Raw genomic sequence first — 16,375 nt, 5'->3', positions numbered from 1 at the left:
AAAGGCAGCCCTTGCCCCTTACTTTGTATGCTCTTCGCACCATGTTCTCGCGTTGACAAACGCTTCCAGCCAGGGACTTACCTCGTCCTGACGACCATTCGGATAGTTCGCCCAGTTCCACTGGAAGATGGAACGCTCGATGTGCGGCATGGTTACGAGGTGACGACCGCTTGCATCGCAAAGCATCGCCGTGTTGAAGGCCGATCCGTTCGGGTTGTGCGGATAGCCTTCGTACGCGTATTTCGCCACGATGTTGTATTGGTCTTCCGTATTCGGCAGGTTGAACTTTCCTTCACCGTGCGAAATCCAGACCCCCAGCGTTGAACCCGCCAGCGTTTTCAGCATGATCGAATTGTTCTCCTGCACCTTGACCGACGAAAAGCTCGACTCGTGCTTACCCGAGGTATTGTGGTGCAGTTTGCCGTGTTCGGCGTGGTCCGGGTTGATTAGCTCCAGCTCCATAAACAACTGACAACCGTTGCAAATCCCTACCGACAGCGTGTCCGGGCGGGCAAAGAAATTGTCCAGCGCTTTTTTCGCTTTCTCGTTGTAGAGGAAGGCTCCCGCCCAACCTTTGGCCGAGCCTAACACATCCGAGTTGGAGAAACCACCTACAGCACCGATAAACTGAATATCTTCCAGCGTTTCGCGACCGGAAATCAGGTCGGTCATGTGCACGTCCTTCACATCAAATCCGGCCAGGAACATGGCGTTGGCCATTTCCCGCTCCGAGTTCGACCCTTTCTCGCGGATGATGGCTGCTTTAGGACGGGGTTTGGACCCGTCGATGGCTGGTTTTTTTCCGTCGAAATGCGCCGGAAAATTGTACTGTAAAGGCTGCACCTTATAATTGGTGAAACGCGCCTGCGCCATGCCATTTCTGGACTGCTTCTGATCCAGCAGGAAAGAGGTCTTATACCACGTATCGCGCGTTTCGGCTACGTCAAAGGTGAACGTATCCGCGTTGTTAGTGAACGTCACTTCGTTGCCTTCCAGAGCCGCGCCAATCTTCACCGCGTCAATACCGGCCTTGTTGAGGGCTTGCTCGAAAGCGGCATCGTCTTTCGCCTGCAATACAACCGCGATGTTCTCGTTGAAGAGTGCCTTAACGGTATCGGCTTCGTTCAACCCACTCAAATCGTAATTAGCGGCCAGGTTAATATCCGCAAAGCACATTTCGAGCAGCGTCGTAATCAAACCACCCGAACCTACATCGTGACCAGCCGCCAGTTGATCGGCGTGGATAAGATCCTGAATGGCGTTGAAGGCTTTGGCGAAGTAATCCGCATCCTGAATCGTCGGTACCGAAGTGCCAATCTTATTGTTAATCTGCGCAAACGAAGAACCGCCTAGTTTAAACGCGTCTTTCGACAAGTTGATGTAGTAAACGGAACCCGCGTTTTTCTGCAATACCGGCTCAACGACTTTGCGAATATTGGTACAGTTACCAGCCGCCGAGATAATCACCGTACCCGGAGCAATGACATCGCCCGTCGGGTATTTCTGCTTCATTGACAGCGAGTCTTTACCAGTCGGAATGTTGATGCCCAGCGCAATGGCAAAATCCGAACAGGCTTTCACGGCTTCGTACAGGCGAGCATCTTCCCCTTCGTTGTTGCAGGCCCACATCCAGTTGGCCGACAGCGAAACGCCTTTCAACCCGTCTTTAATCGGCGCAAAAACAAGGTTAGATAAGGCTTCGGCAATGGCGTTGCGGGAACCGGCTGCCGGGTCCACCAAGGCGGTCAACGGCGAATGGCCAACGGTCGTTGCAATCCCTTCGGTCGATTTATAGTCCAACGCCATAACCCCAACGTTGTTGAGGGGCAGTTGCAGCGGACCGGCGCACTGTTGTTTCGCTACACGGCCACCCACGCAGCGATCTACTTTATTGGTCAGCCAGTCCTTGCAGGCAACGGCTTCCAGTTGCAGCACCTGATCCAGATAGGCGGGGATGTTTTGCACCTCATAAGAAAGGTCCGCATACGTACGGTTCACTTTCTTATCGCTCATGATGGTTTTGGGCGACGAACCAAAGAAGTCTTCCAGCGCATAATCCATTGGTTTTTCGCCCGTCGATTTCGATTGGAAGGTAAACCGATGGTCACCCGTCACGTCACCCACCGTATACATAGGAGCGCGTTCCCGATCCGCTACTTTCTGTAAGGTTTCGATGTCTTTTTCACCAATCACGAGGCCCATTCTCTCCTGGGATTCGTTTCCGATGATTTCTTTGGCCGAAAGCGTCGGATCGCCCACGGGTAATTTATCCAGGTCGATCAAACCGCCGGTTTCCTCCACCAACTCCGACAAACAGTTCAGGTGCCCGCCCGCGCCGTGGTCGTGAATGGAAACGATGGGATTGTTGTCCGACTCCACAAATCCGCGAATCGCGTTAGCTGCCCGTTTCTGCATCTCGGGGTTCGACCGCTGGATGGCGTTTAGTTCGATGCCCGAACCGAACGCGCCGGTATCCGCCGAAGAAACGGCCGCCCCGCCCATTCCGATCCGGTAGTTCTCGCCACCAAGCACTACAATTTTGTCGCCTTCTTTGGGCGTATGTTTTTTCGCCTGATTCAGCTTACCGTAGCCAACGCCACCGGCTTGCATAATCACCTTGTCATAACCCAGCTTACGACCGTTTTCTTCGTGTTCGAACGTCAGAACAGAACCCGTAATCAGGGGTTGACCAAATTTATTGCCGAAATCAGTCGCCCCGTTGGATGCTTTGATCAGGATATCCATAGGGGTCTGGTAGAGCCACTTACGTTCGTCCATCGCTTTTTCCCAGGGGCGGTCTTCCATCAGCCGGGAGTAAGCCGTCATGTAGATGGCCGTTCCTGCCAGCGGCAACGAGCCCTGGCCACCCGCCAGACGATCCCGAATTTCGCCCCCCGAACCGGTTGCAGCCCCGGCGAACGGTTCCACGGTGGTAGGGAAGTTGTGCGTTTCAGCCTTCAGCGAAAGCACCGATTCGAATTCTTTTTCCTCGTAGAAATCGGGCTTGTCGGCCGACTTGGGCGCGAACTGCGTCACCGTCGGCCCTTTAACAAACGCCACGTTATCTTTGTAGGCAGAAACGATATCGTTCGGGTTCGTTTCCGAGGTTTTTTTGATCAGCTTGAACAGAGAAGTCGGCATTTCCTCACCGTCGATCACAAACGTTCCGTTGAAAATTTTGTGTCGGCAGTGCTCCGAGTTGGCCTGAGAAAAAGCGAAAACTTCGGAATCCGTCAGCTTCCGGCCAATTTTTGCCGATAGCCTGTTCAGATACTCCACTTCATCCGGACTGAGTGCCAATCCTTCCTGTTTGTTATAGACATTAACATCGTCAATCGCCAGAACGGGTTCGGGCGTGATATTGATGGTATACATATCCTGGGTCAAAGCCAGGTATTTCTGCGAGATCATCGGATCGAAATCGTTGAAATCAGCAGGTACCGGCTTAAACTCTTCAATGCGAGTAACGCCGGAAATGCCCATATTCTGGGTAATCTCAACGGCATTGGTGCTCCAGGGCGTAACCATAGCGGCACGAGGACCTACGAAGGGCCGGTTCACCATCCCTTCATCCAATTTTTTAGCATTACCGAAGAGCCAGTTCAGCTTTTGAATATCTTCATGAGAAGGAGAAGTTTCGGTTTTAACACCATAGACATAGTCACTGGGGTTTACAAAGAAATGGATCATTAAATTGGGAATAAGGTCGATTCAACTAAAGTACAAATTTCGTAGTTCTGCCGTTCCATACAAAATTTGCGCTGTAGCGAAGGGGAATAAGTTCATGCGGGCGATTTACTTGCTCGTATGTATAGTCCATACATAGTACCTACCGTTCCCTAAAGAGAGGTACTATTTGTTGAGATGGCTGGTTTGAATACCTACCTTCCACTATCCAACCTTCGCTCTAATGTCACCCTCAACGCCACCGGCTCCTCAGCAGCCACCCCCCTCTTCGGGTACACCCGATTCTGCTTTTTCGCGCATCGCTCTTAGTTTATCAGGGGGCGGTTTTCGAGCGTCGACCTACAGTCTTGGAACGCTGAATGCTCTTTACTTGCTTGGCTTGCTGGACAACGTTCACATGCTGTCTACGGCATCTGGTGGTACGATTACCGGCGCCTTTTATGCCTTATGGCGGAAACAGGGCAAACAATTTGAATCCATTTACAAGGAATTTTACGAATTCCTTCAGCGGGATACGCTTTTAAACGAATCGCTTCGTCGGTGGAAGGCTAACGTTGATGCAGACAAAGGCCATTACAAGTTAATTAATGCTTTTTCGGATATTTATGACCGTGACCTGTACGACAATACCCGTTTTGGCGTCTTCTGGCAGCCAGACTCAGATGCCAATAAGCCCTTTCATTTGCAAAGCATCATCTTTGGGGCGACTGAACTGTATTCAGGGCTGACATTCAGGTTTCAGTATGCGTCATGCATGCCTGAGACAATTACGGATAAACGAGGAGACGTCAGACCCAGCTTTTTAGTTGGAAATGGCAATGTACACATACGATCAGAACGAGCGCGCGAACTACGAATCGCCGACACGGTTGCGGCTTCTTCCTGCTTTCCGGGCGGATTTGAACCGTTGGTACTACCCTACGATTTTTTCTCCTCAGATGACATTCAGCCCGCTTTGCTCGATGCCAATGGCAAAGACATTGAAAAAGATCGGATAGCTTTGGTCGATGGTGGGGTTTACGATAATCAGGGTATTGAAAGCTTACTGAATGCCAATCTTCGAAACCGTGACTATCGAAAAAATTCCTCCGACTATTCAAAAAACTCACTAGCTGAACAAAACTTACTGCAACCATCCACGCTGCTGCTCATTGCCGATGTGGACAGTGCAGGAAAAGATTTATACAATACTCCGTTGCCTGGTCCTACCCGCGCCAGAGGAACGACGTTTGGCCAATTAGGCACCGTTCGTTCAACAGCCCAGTGGCTACTGCTTATCCTGTTCGTGTTTTCACTTTTTTTTAGTTACCAATATGGGATCGGCAATTTCTGGGCAGGTTTAGTAGCCGGTTTGTCGGCCATTGGTTTGCTCGTTGCACTGGGAATACGGTGGCTCTGGAAGAAGCTAACTGGTTATTTCAAACTACTTGGTCTGGAGATCCATGCCCTAGCCTTACCTCCCGTTAAAGGCCTGTCTGTACAGCAACTTTGGTACTTGCTAACGATTCGGTTGTCCAGTGTATTGACCTTACTATCCAGTGTTTTTTTGCGTAGAGTGCGTGGATTAGATTATGGCCTCGTTTTTAGCCGACATAATGGCCTTTCTCCCGATGTGGTTGTTTTGCCAAGCATCATTGGCGGGATTGTTAAAGACTTTAATAAGTCTCATAAAGCAGACCCCTTGCACCCTTCCGTGCGGGATGAATTAGCGCCTATTTACGAAACCGTTCGGACGGCCAGCGAAATGAGTACAACACTGTGGTGGCTAGACGACAAGCATCGGTTGAAGGCCATTATGGCCAGCGCCGAATTAACCTTGTGCTATCGATTACTCCGGCAGTTTGAGAAAAATCCTCCAATTGGCCCTCGCGGAATCGAGTTACGAAGGAGAGCTACGCTAATCTGGGCGGCTTTTCAAGTTGGCGGTAAATGCTTTCACCTGCATCCTGGTTTGCTACAAAGTATTGAAGACCCTACTACCGATGTTTCTCAGTTTATAGACCAGGCGACTAAGCTCAATTCCCCTGACCTATCCTGTAGCTTAGCTCGTTAGAGCCAGTAAGTGACTAGTTGTCTAGTCAGAAGTAAGGAAACCAGTTGTGTAAACAAGCTATTCGGCCATACCATGACACACGCGACAAAACCTCCGTTTCGAAAATTAAGAGGCTATGCCTTTGATCCAGCCCTGGCTTTGCAAATGGAGACTGCCCCTATCAGCACCATAGTCTATAAAATACCGTGGGAGAGTTCGGCAATGCTTCAACCAGGGCCAATCGGTGAATACGTGGAAGTAATTGATTACGATCCTACTGTGCAAAAAACGTATACGCCGGTAAACTTAAGCAACGAATACATACTGGCTCAGGATGGGCTCGACCCAAGTGAAGGCAACCCACAGTTTCATCAACAAATGGTGTATGCCGTCATAATGACCACTATTACCAACTTCGAGCGGGCTTTGGGCCGAAAAGTTTTGTGGGCAGACCGCTGGCTGAACAATGTCAAAGTGAATGTGCCAAGGTTGCGGGTTTACCCCCATGCGTTACGTGAAGCAAATGCGTATTACAGTCCCAAGAAGAAAGCATTACTGTTTGGCTACTTCTCATCGGCACCGGCCAATGAGAGTATACAAATGCCAGCCTCCCTGGTTTTCACCTGCTTAAGCCACGATATTATCGCGCATGAAACCACCCACGCCATTCTGGATGGTATGCACCGAAATTACAATGAACCAACGAATCCGGATGTACTGGCATTCCACGAAGCGTTCTCCGATATAGTAGCCTTATTCCAGCACTTCACCTTTCCAGAAGTACTGAAAAATCAGATTCAGAAAACGCGGGGAAATCTGGCCGATCAAACCATATTGGGGCAGTTAGCGCAACAGTTCGGTTCAGCCATTGGCAATTACGGAAGCTTGCGCGATGCTATTGGCGAAATTGATAAAACGACCCAGCAGTGGAAGCCCAAAACGCCCAAGCCGGAAGACTACCGACTTGTTATGGAACCCCACGCCAGGGGCAGTATTCTGGTAGCCGCCGTTTTTGAAGCGTTTATTAACATCTACAAAAGCCGCGTCGCTGATCTGCTGCGCATTGCATCCAACGGTACGGGTATACTTACCGCCGGGGAGTTACCTATCGACCTGGTGAACCGGCTAGCCGACGAAGCGGCCAAAGCCGCTGACCATGTGTTACAGATGTGCATCCGGGCCCTGGATTACTGTCCTCCGATCGATATCACTTTTGGGGAATACTTGCGGGCTATTATTACCGCTGATATCGATCTGGTAGCCGATGATAATCGAAATTATCGCCTTGCCTTCATCGACGCCTTTCGCCGACGCGGAATATATCCCAAGGGAATCAAAACGTTGAGTGTAGAAAGTCTTCAATTCACGCCGAATCCCCCCGGTAGTCAACATTCGATGTTCGGCGTTCTGGCGGAACATTTACGAAACTACCGTAGGGATGTGATGTATGAAAAAGCACGTGATTCTATTTATAGCATTACGAATCTGTACATGGGTGGCGACGAAGTTGACGATGTTCAGGGACTTCACGAGAAAATTTTCATGAAGTTTGATAACGAGTGGGAGTTTGAAAAATTAACAGGCATGATCTTTAATAAAGACTGGCGCGAATACGGTGTAAATCCTTCCCGGTCTGATTCGGATAATCCTGCCTTTGAAGTGCAAAACCTGCGATTAGTATCGAGGGTAGGACCGCAGGGTAAGCAGATTAATCAGATTGTGTTCTCGCTGCTGCAACGGTCCGGCGTCATCTTAAATCAAGGTGAGTTTGTCCAGGACAAACCACGCCGGGAAAAACATTATAATCCCAGAACTTCCCCGCCTTCCAAAAATGCGTTCGAATTTCGAGGGGGGTGTACCTTAATTTTCGATCTCGATACGCTTGAATTAAGGTATGCCATTGCCAAACCATTACTCGATACGACGTCGTTGACGAGTGACCCCAAGAGCCGAATCATGGACAAACTCAGAATAGAACAACAGTTCCATTATCAACGGGATGAAACGGGTATGAGCTTAACAGATTACGGCTTTTATTTTAAAGAAGGGCTTACGAAAGGGGAACCATTTGCTTTCTTACACACCCATTAATCGGATCACGATATGGCTAAGCGAAAAGAAATAGCTACGAAAAAGATTACGCATGCTGATGTACGTATGTACCGAATGGGCACAGGCGATTGCTTTATCATTAAGTTCTTCGCAGGAGCGCTCAACACCTTCACCATGATGGTTGACTGCGGTACCTGGCAAGGGACGAAAGAGCATCTTTCTATGTTCATTGCCAATTTGAAAGCATACATCACCGAAGATCGGGTTGATCAAGTACCCACCATTGACTTATTGGTCGTTACACACGAGCATAAAGATCATGTGTATGGGTTTGAGGCATGTAGTGATCTATTTGTCAATACGATTACTAACCCAAGCAATTTCATTATCAAAAAGATATGGATGGGTTGGACCGAAAATGACACGCCTGCATTACCTGGCGATGTATTGGGCGAAAAAGTGAAACAGTGGAAACAGGAACACGGACAGCGCAAAAAAGCGCTGAAGGCAACGGCTATCAAGTTGAATTCTTTATTTGGAAGTGAAGCGCAGAAAAAAGAAGCCTCAGAGAAACCGAATGGACTCACTGCCCTGGCCTATGGTTTCTCAAATGCCGTAGATGAATTTGCCGACTTACATTTCTCAGCCCGGGCAGGCGAGTACGCAGGTGACCTCGAAGGAATGCGTATCGTTAAAAAAGAGTTGGCAACGAATAACATAAGTTACCTTCAGCCCGGCCAGATTATCGAGAACATGGCTGAAGGACTTCGCTTTTATGTACTCGGACCACCCACATCCATTGAAGCCATTAAGAATGAATCGGGCCCGGTTGGTGAGACGTTTAATCACAGCCATAATAACAACTTTACGGATAATAGTGCGTTCGCTACGGCCATGTTGAACTGGGTTGATCCTCAGTCCTTAACAAGCGTGCTCCCTTTCGATGAATCATTCGTAACCGACATTAAACCAACCGAATACACCCATAAAGACCATGCCTGGAGAGCCATCGAAAACGACTGGTTGAACAGTGCCGGAACATTAGCGCTTCGTATGAATAGTACGACGAACAACCTGAGTCTGGCTTTAGCCATTGAATTTACAGACAGCGGGAAAGTAATGCTGTTTCCAGGCGATGCCGAATATGGCAGTTGGGCCAGCTGGCACGATATTCCATGGACACGGAAAGGCGTTGATGAGCAAAAACACCTGACAGAAGACCTTCTGAACAGAACCGTTTTTTACAAAGTGGCCCACCATTTAAGTCACAATGGAACAGCCAAACGCCGTGGTATCGACATGATGAAACATCCTGATCTAGCAGCGATGGCCACCCTCGACTACAACATAATCAGCAATGGATGGAAAACCACGATGCCAAACCGAGACTTAATTACGGACCTATTGACACGTACGAAAGGGAGACTCTTGATTATGAATGAAGATGGCCTAACTATCGATTTAACCTCAGGGAAGGAACCCTTAAACAAAAAAATCTTAGAGATTCGTGAACAGTTGATGAATAGTCAAGAACGAGAAGACTTTAAAAAAGCAGTAACTGAAGATAAGAGTAATGAAAAGCTGTACATTCAGTTCCGCGTAAAAGGATGATAACAAATCAACCTAGTAATCATCCATACTTTTGATTGAAATTACCCACACCACGTTGGCAATGCGTCTTATTGACCCCTGCCCAGCGTCTCAGTTACGCGGCAAGAACACGTCTTTGATGCGCTACTTTATACAGGTTGTAGGGGTAACTCTAGATTCGGGGAAACCATTTGCCAAAAATCATTTTGTCGGTAGCCGTGCTACTTTTGATCAAAGTAAGGCAATATATATTTTATCAGTATATCAAAAGGCAATTTTGATTTTGACGAATTGTAGCTGTTGCCCGTAAAGGTTACAACTAAATCTAAATCTCTGATCACCATAATATACTGCCCACCATTCCCAGAAGCAAAAAGAATAGTGTGCTTAAATTTAGTAGTCTTTATTTCTTCTGTATACCAGGCATAGCCATAGTAAGTTGGTTGTGGAATGGCCGTTCTATTTCTAGAGATCTTTACGTTTGAAAAGTTTCCAATTTTTGTAATCCCTTTAGTCATCACCTCGACCCATTCCTTGGAAACGACGCTTTTACTACTAAAAAAACCTTTATTTAATATCAATTGTCCAACTCTATTCATGTCTCTGGCAGATATGTAAAAAGAACCCGCTGTTGTCTCGTGACCAAGAGGGTCTTTCGTCCACCTGTACTTGGCAATATCCAAGGGTTTAAATAAATATTTGTCTGCAAAATCCGAAACGCTCATGTGTGTGGCATGCGCAATTATGCCTCCTAACAACATGGCGTTAATTGATGTGTAGTCCCAGTGAGTGCCTGGTTTGTTCTTTAAGGGCAGGTCGAGGCAAAACTTTATCCAGTCTTGCTTAGTCTCCATATCGTCTTCACAATCTTTGCTCCCATCCCATTCTTCACAATCGAAACCAGATTTCATCTCCAACAAATGTTCAATTGTCATACTATCTTTTAGACTAGTCCAATTGCCGTATGGCTTATACTCGGGGAAAAAAGTATAAACGTTTTCATGTACATTTTTAATAAATCCTTTGTCAATAGCAATACCGATCAATATTGCCGTAACTGATTTAAAAGCAGAACGAGAATCATGCAGGCTATCCTTCGTTAATCCATGAAAATAGCTTTCAAATACAAGTCTGTTGCGTTGGGTTATAGCAATTCCGTCAAGATTAGGATAAGTACCGTTATTTCCTGCAATCGTAATACTGTCCAAAAGGGTAGTATAAATTTTTTGGGTATATCCAGAAGAGCGAAAAAGTAGTAGTAAAAGTAGAGTTGAGATTAGTTTCATAAACTGTCAATCATTTGTGCCTAGCCGAAGAATGGTTGTCATAGACTAAGGTTTGGGAATGTGAAGAGTTCAAGTCACCTTTGCCCAATTTTAGCACAAAAATTTGTAAAATCACTGGTAAATTCATAGCATCAGGCTTTAAATTACTGATTTACGAACTGACAGCTCTCGGTGAGAGCGCTACTGAATTTAACCAGAAACGGTTCAAAAGAACTATTATATAATATTTTATAGTATACAAACGTCCATTTGGGAGGACAATAAAGTTAATGCATTATAAAGAGACTGATTCGATTTTTCGATTATAACAACAAGCCTTTTCAGCAGATCAGCGTCAATTTTCTGGTCCCTGATTTTTATAATTAACTCTTTAGCCGTTAAGTATTCGGCAATTGGATCATGCGTAAATTTCAGCTGTTTATCGCCAACATTGCCCGATGTAGTCATTAAACCACTTTCCCGGCAGGATACTAAAAAACCCTTATCGAGGTATGCGCTATACACAGTGTCTGGCGTCCATTGTGGCCGACAATTCCATTTACTTATGAACGACCACGACTTCTTAGAAATTGGCGAGAGAAGTTGACCCATTCCTAAGGATATAAGAGCTGCTTTACGTAGTTGTCTAACGGCTGCATCAGGATCAGCGTGACTGCGAAACAGATCAGCGACATAATTATCTAACAAATGGCTAATACTATTTGGCAAATTCGCTAAATCCTCTTGCTGGTCAATCATAGCCGACGCTTTTTCAACTATAATACGCAGAATAGACAAAGGAACTGGTTTTTCATTATCCATTCCATTAAGTTCTAAAATCATTCGCTTGACTTTTGATCTTAGCACTTCCCGTTGTTCTCCAAATTTATAGGCTCCCGCATATGAATTGGTAAAACCATCCAATAGATTATCCAGAAACTCAATTCTTAATCCCGACGGTACGATTACTGTTGATTCTGGCAGCGCAATTGGTTTACGAGATGTGTAAATGACGCAATAAGCGTTTTTGGCTCCTGTATCGGGATGAATAAACTCTTGTTTTAAATCCGCGTATTCCGATAGGCCGTCTACGATAACTACCACCCGTTTTTTTCGCAGAAGCGCCCCACTTAATGTTTCCGATAATTTTGGATTATTCGTTAAGTAAGCTAAACGGTTTGTACAAATAGTGTCGAGAGGAGCATCTATCGTATTGGCAAAAATGGGTAAAGCCATATGAGGAAATAATCGTCGTCTAGGGTCTGTTTCTGTAGCCCAGCGAGCAAGCTGAAACGCTAGGGAGGATTTGCCGACGCCCCCCTGCCCTTCAATAGAAACAAGTATCCGGTCTGGCCGTAAATAACGTCTTATTTCAGGAAGCCCTGGTGTATAATAATTACCTAATTGATCAGGTTGAAAACCCAGTATTTTCTGATTGTCTATTTCGAAGGGCGCGGGTACCCAGTAGGGCCTGGAGTTAACATCTTTACTAGCCGTGAAGAGCTCCAAACTTCGCCTTCTATAATAGGCAACAAACGTATCTAAACATCGATCATGCTCGATTAAGAATAATACAAGGTATTTAGAAAGTTTTTCGGGCGATGGTATTCGTGAATTAGATACGGCCTCGTGCCAGCGAATATAGTGGATGGGTGATACAGCAAACAATCCTAATATAACAGCAGCGTATAAGAAACCCAGGCCGCTTATGTTAGTGGTTACCGCTTTTATAATGGTAGGCCCATCTTTCGGTAATTCATGCCAGTACATGAATTTTTTGAATTCACTCCACCAAGGCTCACTAATACGGATGGTGGTATCTTTATAAGCTATGTTCCATCCATCCGAAACCGCAAAACGCAATGTATACGCTTTATTTAGCTTAAAGATTGCAGCTGGCAAAGCCTGAATAGGCGCATTATATCGTGCATTATAAAATTGATACTTTTTATCCACCCATTCCGGCAAATCACCTTTTTGGATGCTCATTGTAATGCCTAACTTAGTAGGCGGTGTATCTGGGTCATTGGCCTGCAAGCTTGGTACTATATGCTCGGAAGAATCTCTTAGGAAAACACTACTGATTATAGGTGATGATCCTCTTTTTCCTCCAATCAGTATTGTACCTCCGCTACCCGTAATTATTACATTATTATGTTTATCAAATTGTGTATAGGTGAGTCGTTGCCAAGTAAGTCTGGGCTCATTCAGGAGCCAGGTTCTTCCTCGGTCAATCGTTCTGTATATATTACCGTTAATAGCTGTTACAATTGTTTCCCCATTGACGGAATTAATTGCAACATGTTGTAAACCTGAATTCTCCGGAAAGTTTTCCACTAAACCCCAATGATGGCCGCCATCTACGGTTGTGTATAGATGCTTTTCTGTTTTATTTGATGTCGTAGCAATATATCCGATTTTACTATTTTTTTCAAAATCGATAGAAATCAAAAACTGCGTAGAATCGCTGAAAGGTAATCGTTCCCATGTATTACCAATATCCGCCGTGTAATATAAACTTCCCTGATCTCCAACAATCCACCCTTCTCCCGACGTTTTTTTCAAATACACATCCGAGAAAGCAATTTTTTCGTCTACAATTGGTTTGACTTTCCACGTCTTTCCTTCATCATGGCTAATTAATACTTTACCTAATGATCCAATGGCAACACCAAAATTCAAATTCTGATTAATTTCAATAGAATTCAGATGTCCCTCATCTTTATTCTGGTACATGACTGCCCAGTCACTTCCATCTGTATTACAACTTACAATTGTATTCTGCTCACCAACCGCCCACACACGGCCGGTATTGTTTGTAAGGTCCATGCCATTTAATGAAATGGTGAATTTTGCGGGTGATATACGAACAAAGTTTAAATTTCTACTTTTCATAAAAATTCCTTTGTCGGTGGCGGCAATTAGCCGGCCATATTTGTCGAGCTGAAATTCGGTAATGTTAAAGGTAGGGGTAACTCGATAATGCCACGTTTTCCCGGAATCATTGGTATTCATAATGAAACCATTTTTACCGGTTATATAACCTGTCTTTTGATCTTGGCTAAACCATACCGATCGGAGGGAAGTACTGTCTCTAGTCTGATGCGTTTGCAGCCAGTTCTTACCACTATCTTTGGTCTGAAAAATCTGTCCTTCGCTCGAAACTGTCCAGCCTAATTTCATATCCGGACTGAAGCACACCGATCGTAGATACTCAACTTTATCAATTTTTTGTCGTTGCCATTTCTGGCCACTGTCATATGTCTTTAATATGTATCCCCACTCACATACGGCATAACCAATTTGCTGATTCGCATCAAAAACCATTGAATAAATGTTAGGATCTTTTAACGTACTACTTATGGAAGAAGGAAATTTATCTACCCATGTCTTACCGCCATCTCTTGAGACGAGCATTGTCATTGTATTACCATACGCCCATAACCGCTGGCCATCTTCTGAAATTTCTCCGCCCCATAACTCTTCGTTTGAATCTACGGTTTTGTTCTCAACCCATGTTTTTCCTCCATCTCTCGATAGAAGTACCGTCCCCTTATCACCAACCGCTATCCCATAGCGTAAATTTTTAGTGAAATAGATATTATTAATATTATTTTTTGACGGAATGTAATCAGGTTTAGTCCATGTCTTTCCTCCATCTTTAGTCAGCAGTATCGTACCCAAACCACCCGTTATCCAACCAGTACGTTCATCGCTGTGAAAATGAATACCTTGTAGGTAATTATTTTGAACAGGAATGTCAACCTGTTGCCACGTACGGCCGCCATTGACGGTGTGTAGTAACGTGGCCAAGTCGCCTACTAGCCAGCCTTGTTGTTTGTCGTTGAAAAAGTGGACGCTTTGGTAAGTAAGCCCATTATAAAGAGCGTACGGTTTCGATGAATAGTTGGTGGATTGGCCAAGCGCGCCGATTGTCAGCAGGCAGAGAAAAATACGAATACAATAGCCAGCGTGTTTCATTAGTGTAGGATCAACGTGGTTCCAGCGTACAGACGAAGCACTGGCTTTTGCTTTTTTCGATTTGATACGTCATTTTCCATTGGGTTCCCGCTTCTAATTTCGGTTGTTCGAAATCGTTTAACTGGTCGGAGCGGTAACAAACAGCATTGCGTTTTTTCAGGGCTTCCAATAAATTCAGATACGGAATTTCATCCCAGTCGAACGACTCGGCTTTTCTCTGGTCTACCGGAATCAGGGCCAGCAAATCGTTGCTGATCAATTTTTCAAGACCCGTTCGTTGGGGGGTAGCGTTATGACTGCCGTGGTGCCCCACTTTATACACAACCGTGCGGTTCAGCAAATCTTCAACAGTAACCGTTTTCTTCTGCTTAGGATCGTCGTGTTCAGAAACTGTCCATTGAAACTTACGGGCGTAGTTTTCTTCGTATTTGGTTTTTGTCGTTTTCGACTTCTGGCTGGTGGCTGTTTTCTGCGTTTTCTCCCAATCGTCCTGCCAGGCTAACCAGACACCATACTGCGCATCGCCGGGAAACAGTAACACCTCGCCCGTCTCGACAATTTCAAACGCCAAGACCAAACTGGTGTTATTGGTCGATGAGTTTAAGCGCATGGCCAGATTATCAGCCGCCATTAAATAATCATTGTCAATGCGTCGCCAGTCGTCTTCCGGTTCGAAATAGCCCTTGTAGACACACGATTTTTCCAGCCTTTCATACTGCGCAACGTATTGCTCACTAACGGGCGTCTGGTAATTTTTAGGAACAATATCGGCGGGTTTCGTTCCTTTAGGCGGCATGGGTAAAACAAATTCCTCGTCGAAAGGCGCCTTGCGAACATAATGCCAAAAATCATTGACGACAGCCGGATCTGTTGCCGTTAAGTCGCACAAATCCACTGTCTTCTCATCGTACTGAACATCCAGGCTTCGACTCAGGGAATAATCTTCACTAGTATAACTGGCTTGCATATACAACTCGCCGGGTCGGCTACTCTGGTCCTTACGGACATAATTCATATCTTCGGGTGGCCCCAATACATAAATGCGTACCCCCGGGAACATATTTTCGATGACCTGGCCGGGATGTTTGTACTCTATGCTACCCTTACTTTTTAGGGTTTTATTGTTTAAAAAGCCGTAAACCTCCTGGCCCAACGTCGTCGTGCTTTTATCCGGCTTTGCCTTCTCATCTTCCTCGGCATTCTCCTGCTTTACGTTCTTTTCCTGGTCGGTCAACGCTACTGCTTGATCCACCAAATCTTCGACCTGGTCGGTGCCCAGATCGAATCCAAACAAATTTTTCAATCGTTTTACTTGCAGGTGCCTGGCCCCTAACCTCTGATGCATGGCCCGATAAGCAGCCCCCAGCGTTAATCGGGAACGGTTCTGGTACGAACGCCATTCCTGAGCCAGCGGATAATCAGGCTGTTCGGTCCAGGCGAACCATAGTTGGCCGATGGATAACTCATCCAGGATATCCTTCGCCTGGGCTTGCGAGAAGCCGGATATATGGTCTTCGTGTTCGTGCGTGATGACCAACACATCAACATGCGCTTTTCCATCGTTCGTTTTCGGGAGCCTGGCGCATAAGTCACGGGCAACGTCCTGCATCGTTTCCTTACTCCCTGCCCGCGATCCGAAATCAATCCAGACATTCTTCTGCACCAGCGGCTCATCGCTGCCCTGGTAGTAGAAGGTCAGCAGAAAGCAGTCACCGAAGCCGGTGTAGTACATGCGGATGTCTATCTTTCTTAACGACAGCGTTTCCAT

General features: G+C 46.0%; 7 protein-coding genes. 3 read left to right on the top strand and 4 right to left on the bottom strand.

Annotated features, from left to right (window positions below):
* Nucleotides 1-18 precede the first annotated feature (18 nt).
* Entirely contained in the window at nt 19-3,690 is a 3,672-nt protein-coding gene (gene purL / locus ACYU8Y_RS25350) for a phosphoribosylformylglycinamidine synthase (RefSeq protein WP_460940963.1), read from the bottom strand.
* 220 nt (nt 3,691-3,910) lie between these two features.
* Between purL and ACYU8Y_RS25345 the strand changes: the two genes are divergently transcribed.
* The 3 genes from ACYU8Y_RS25345 (at nt 3,911) to ACYU8Y_RS25335 (ending at nt 9,382) form a co-directional block, all read left to right on the top strand.
* Nucleotides 3,911-5,740, top strand: a complete 1,830-nt coding sequence (locus ACYU8Y_RS25345; RefSeq protein ID WP_460940962.1) for a patatin-like phospholipase family protein — start codon at nt 3,911-3,913, stop codon at nt 5,738-5,740.
* Between the two features lie 72 nt (nt 5,741-5,812).
* On the top strand, nt 5,813-7,810 hold the full coding sequence (locus ACYU8Y_RS25340; protein WP_460940961.1) for a hypothetical protein: 1,998 nt from the start codon (nt 5,813-5,815) through the stop codon (nt 7,808-7,810).
* A 12-nt stretch (nt 7,811-7,822) separates the two neighbouring features.
* Entirely contained in the window at nt 7,823-9,382 is a 1,560-nt protein-coding gene (locus ACYU8Y_RS25335; protein ID WP_460940960.1) for a ComEC/Rec2 family competence protein, read from the top strand.
* A 200-nt stretch (nt 9,383-9,582) separates the two neighbouring features.
* Here ACYU8Y_RS25335 and ACYU8Y_RS25330 read toward each other — a convergent pair whose 3' ends face one another.
* From ACYU8Y_RS25330 to ACYU8Y_RS25320, 3 genes are all read right to left on the bottom strand, one after another.
* Nucleotides 9,583-10,647 carry a serine hydrolase domain-containing protein gene (locus ACYU8Y_RS25330; RefSeq protein WP_460940959.1) on the bottom strand — a complete coding sequence of 355 codons (1,065 nt, stop codon included), beginning with the start codon at nt 10,645-10,647 and terminating at the stop codon, nt 9,583-9,585.
* A gap of 228 nt (nt 10,648-10,875) precedes the next feature.
* Nucleotides 10,876-14,607, bottom strand: a complete 3,732-nt coding sequence (locus ACYU8Y_RS25325) for a YCF48-related protein (RefSeq protein WP_460940958.1) — start codon at nt 14,605-14,607, stop codon at nt 10,876-10,878.
* Nucleotides 14,608-14,617: 10 nt separating this feature from the next.
* Entirely contained in the window at nt 14,618-16,375 is a 1,758-nt protein-coding gene (locus tag ACYU8Y_RS25320; protein WP_460940956.1) for a ComEC/Rec2 family competence protein, read from the bottom strand.

The sequence above is a fragment of the Spirosoma humi genome, from assembly GCF_054776575.1.
The sequence above is the reverse complement of the archived record's forward strand: the minus strand, read 5'-3'. Positions and strand labels throughout refer to the sequence as shown.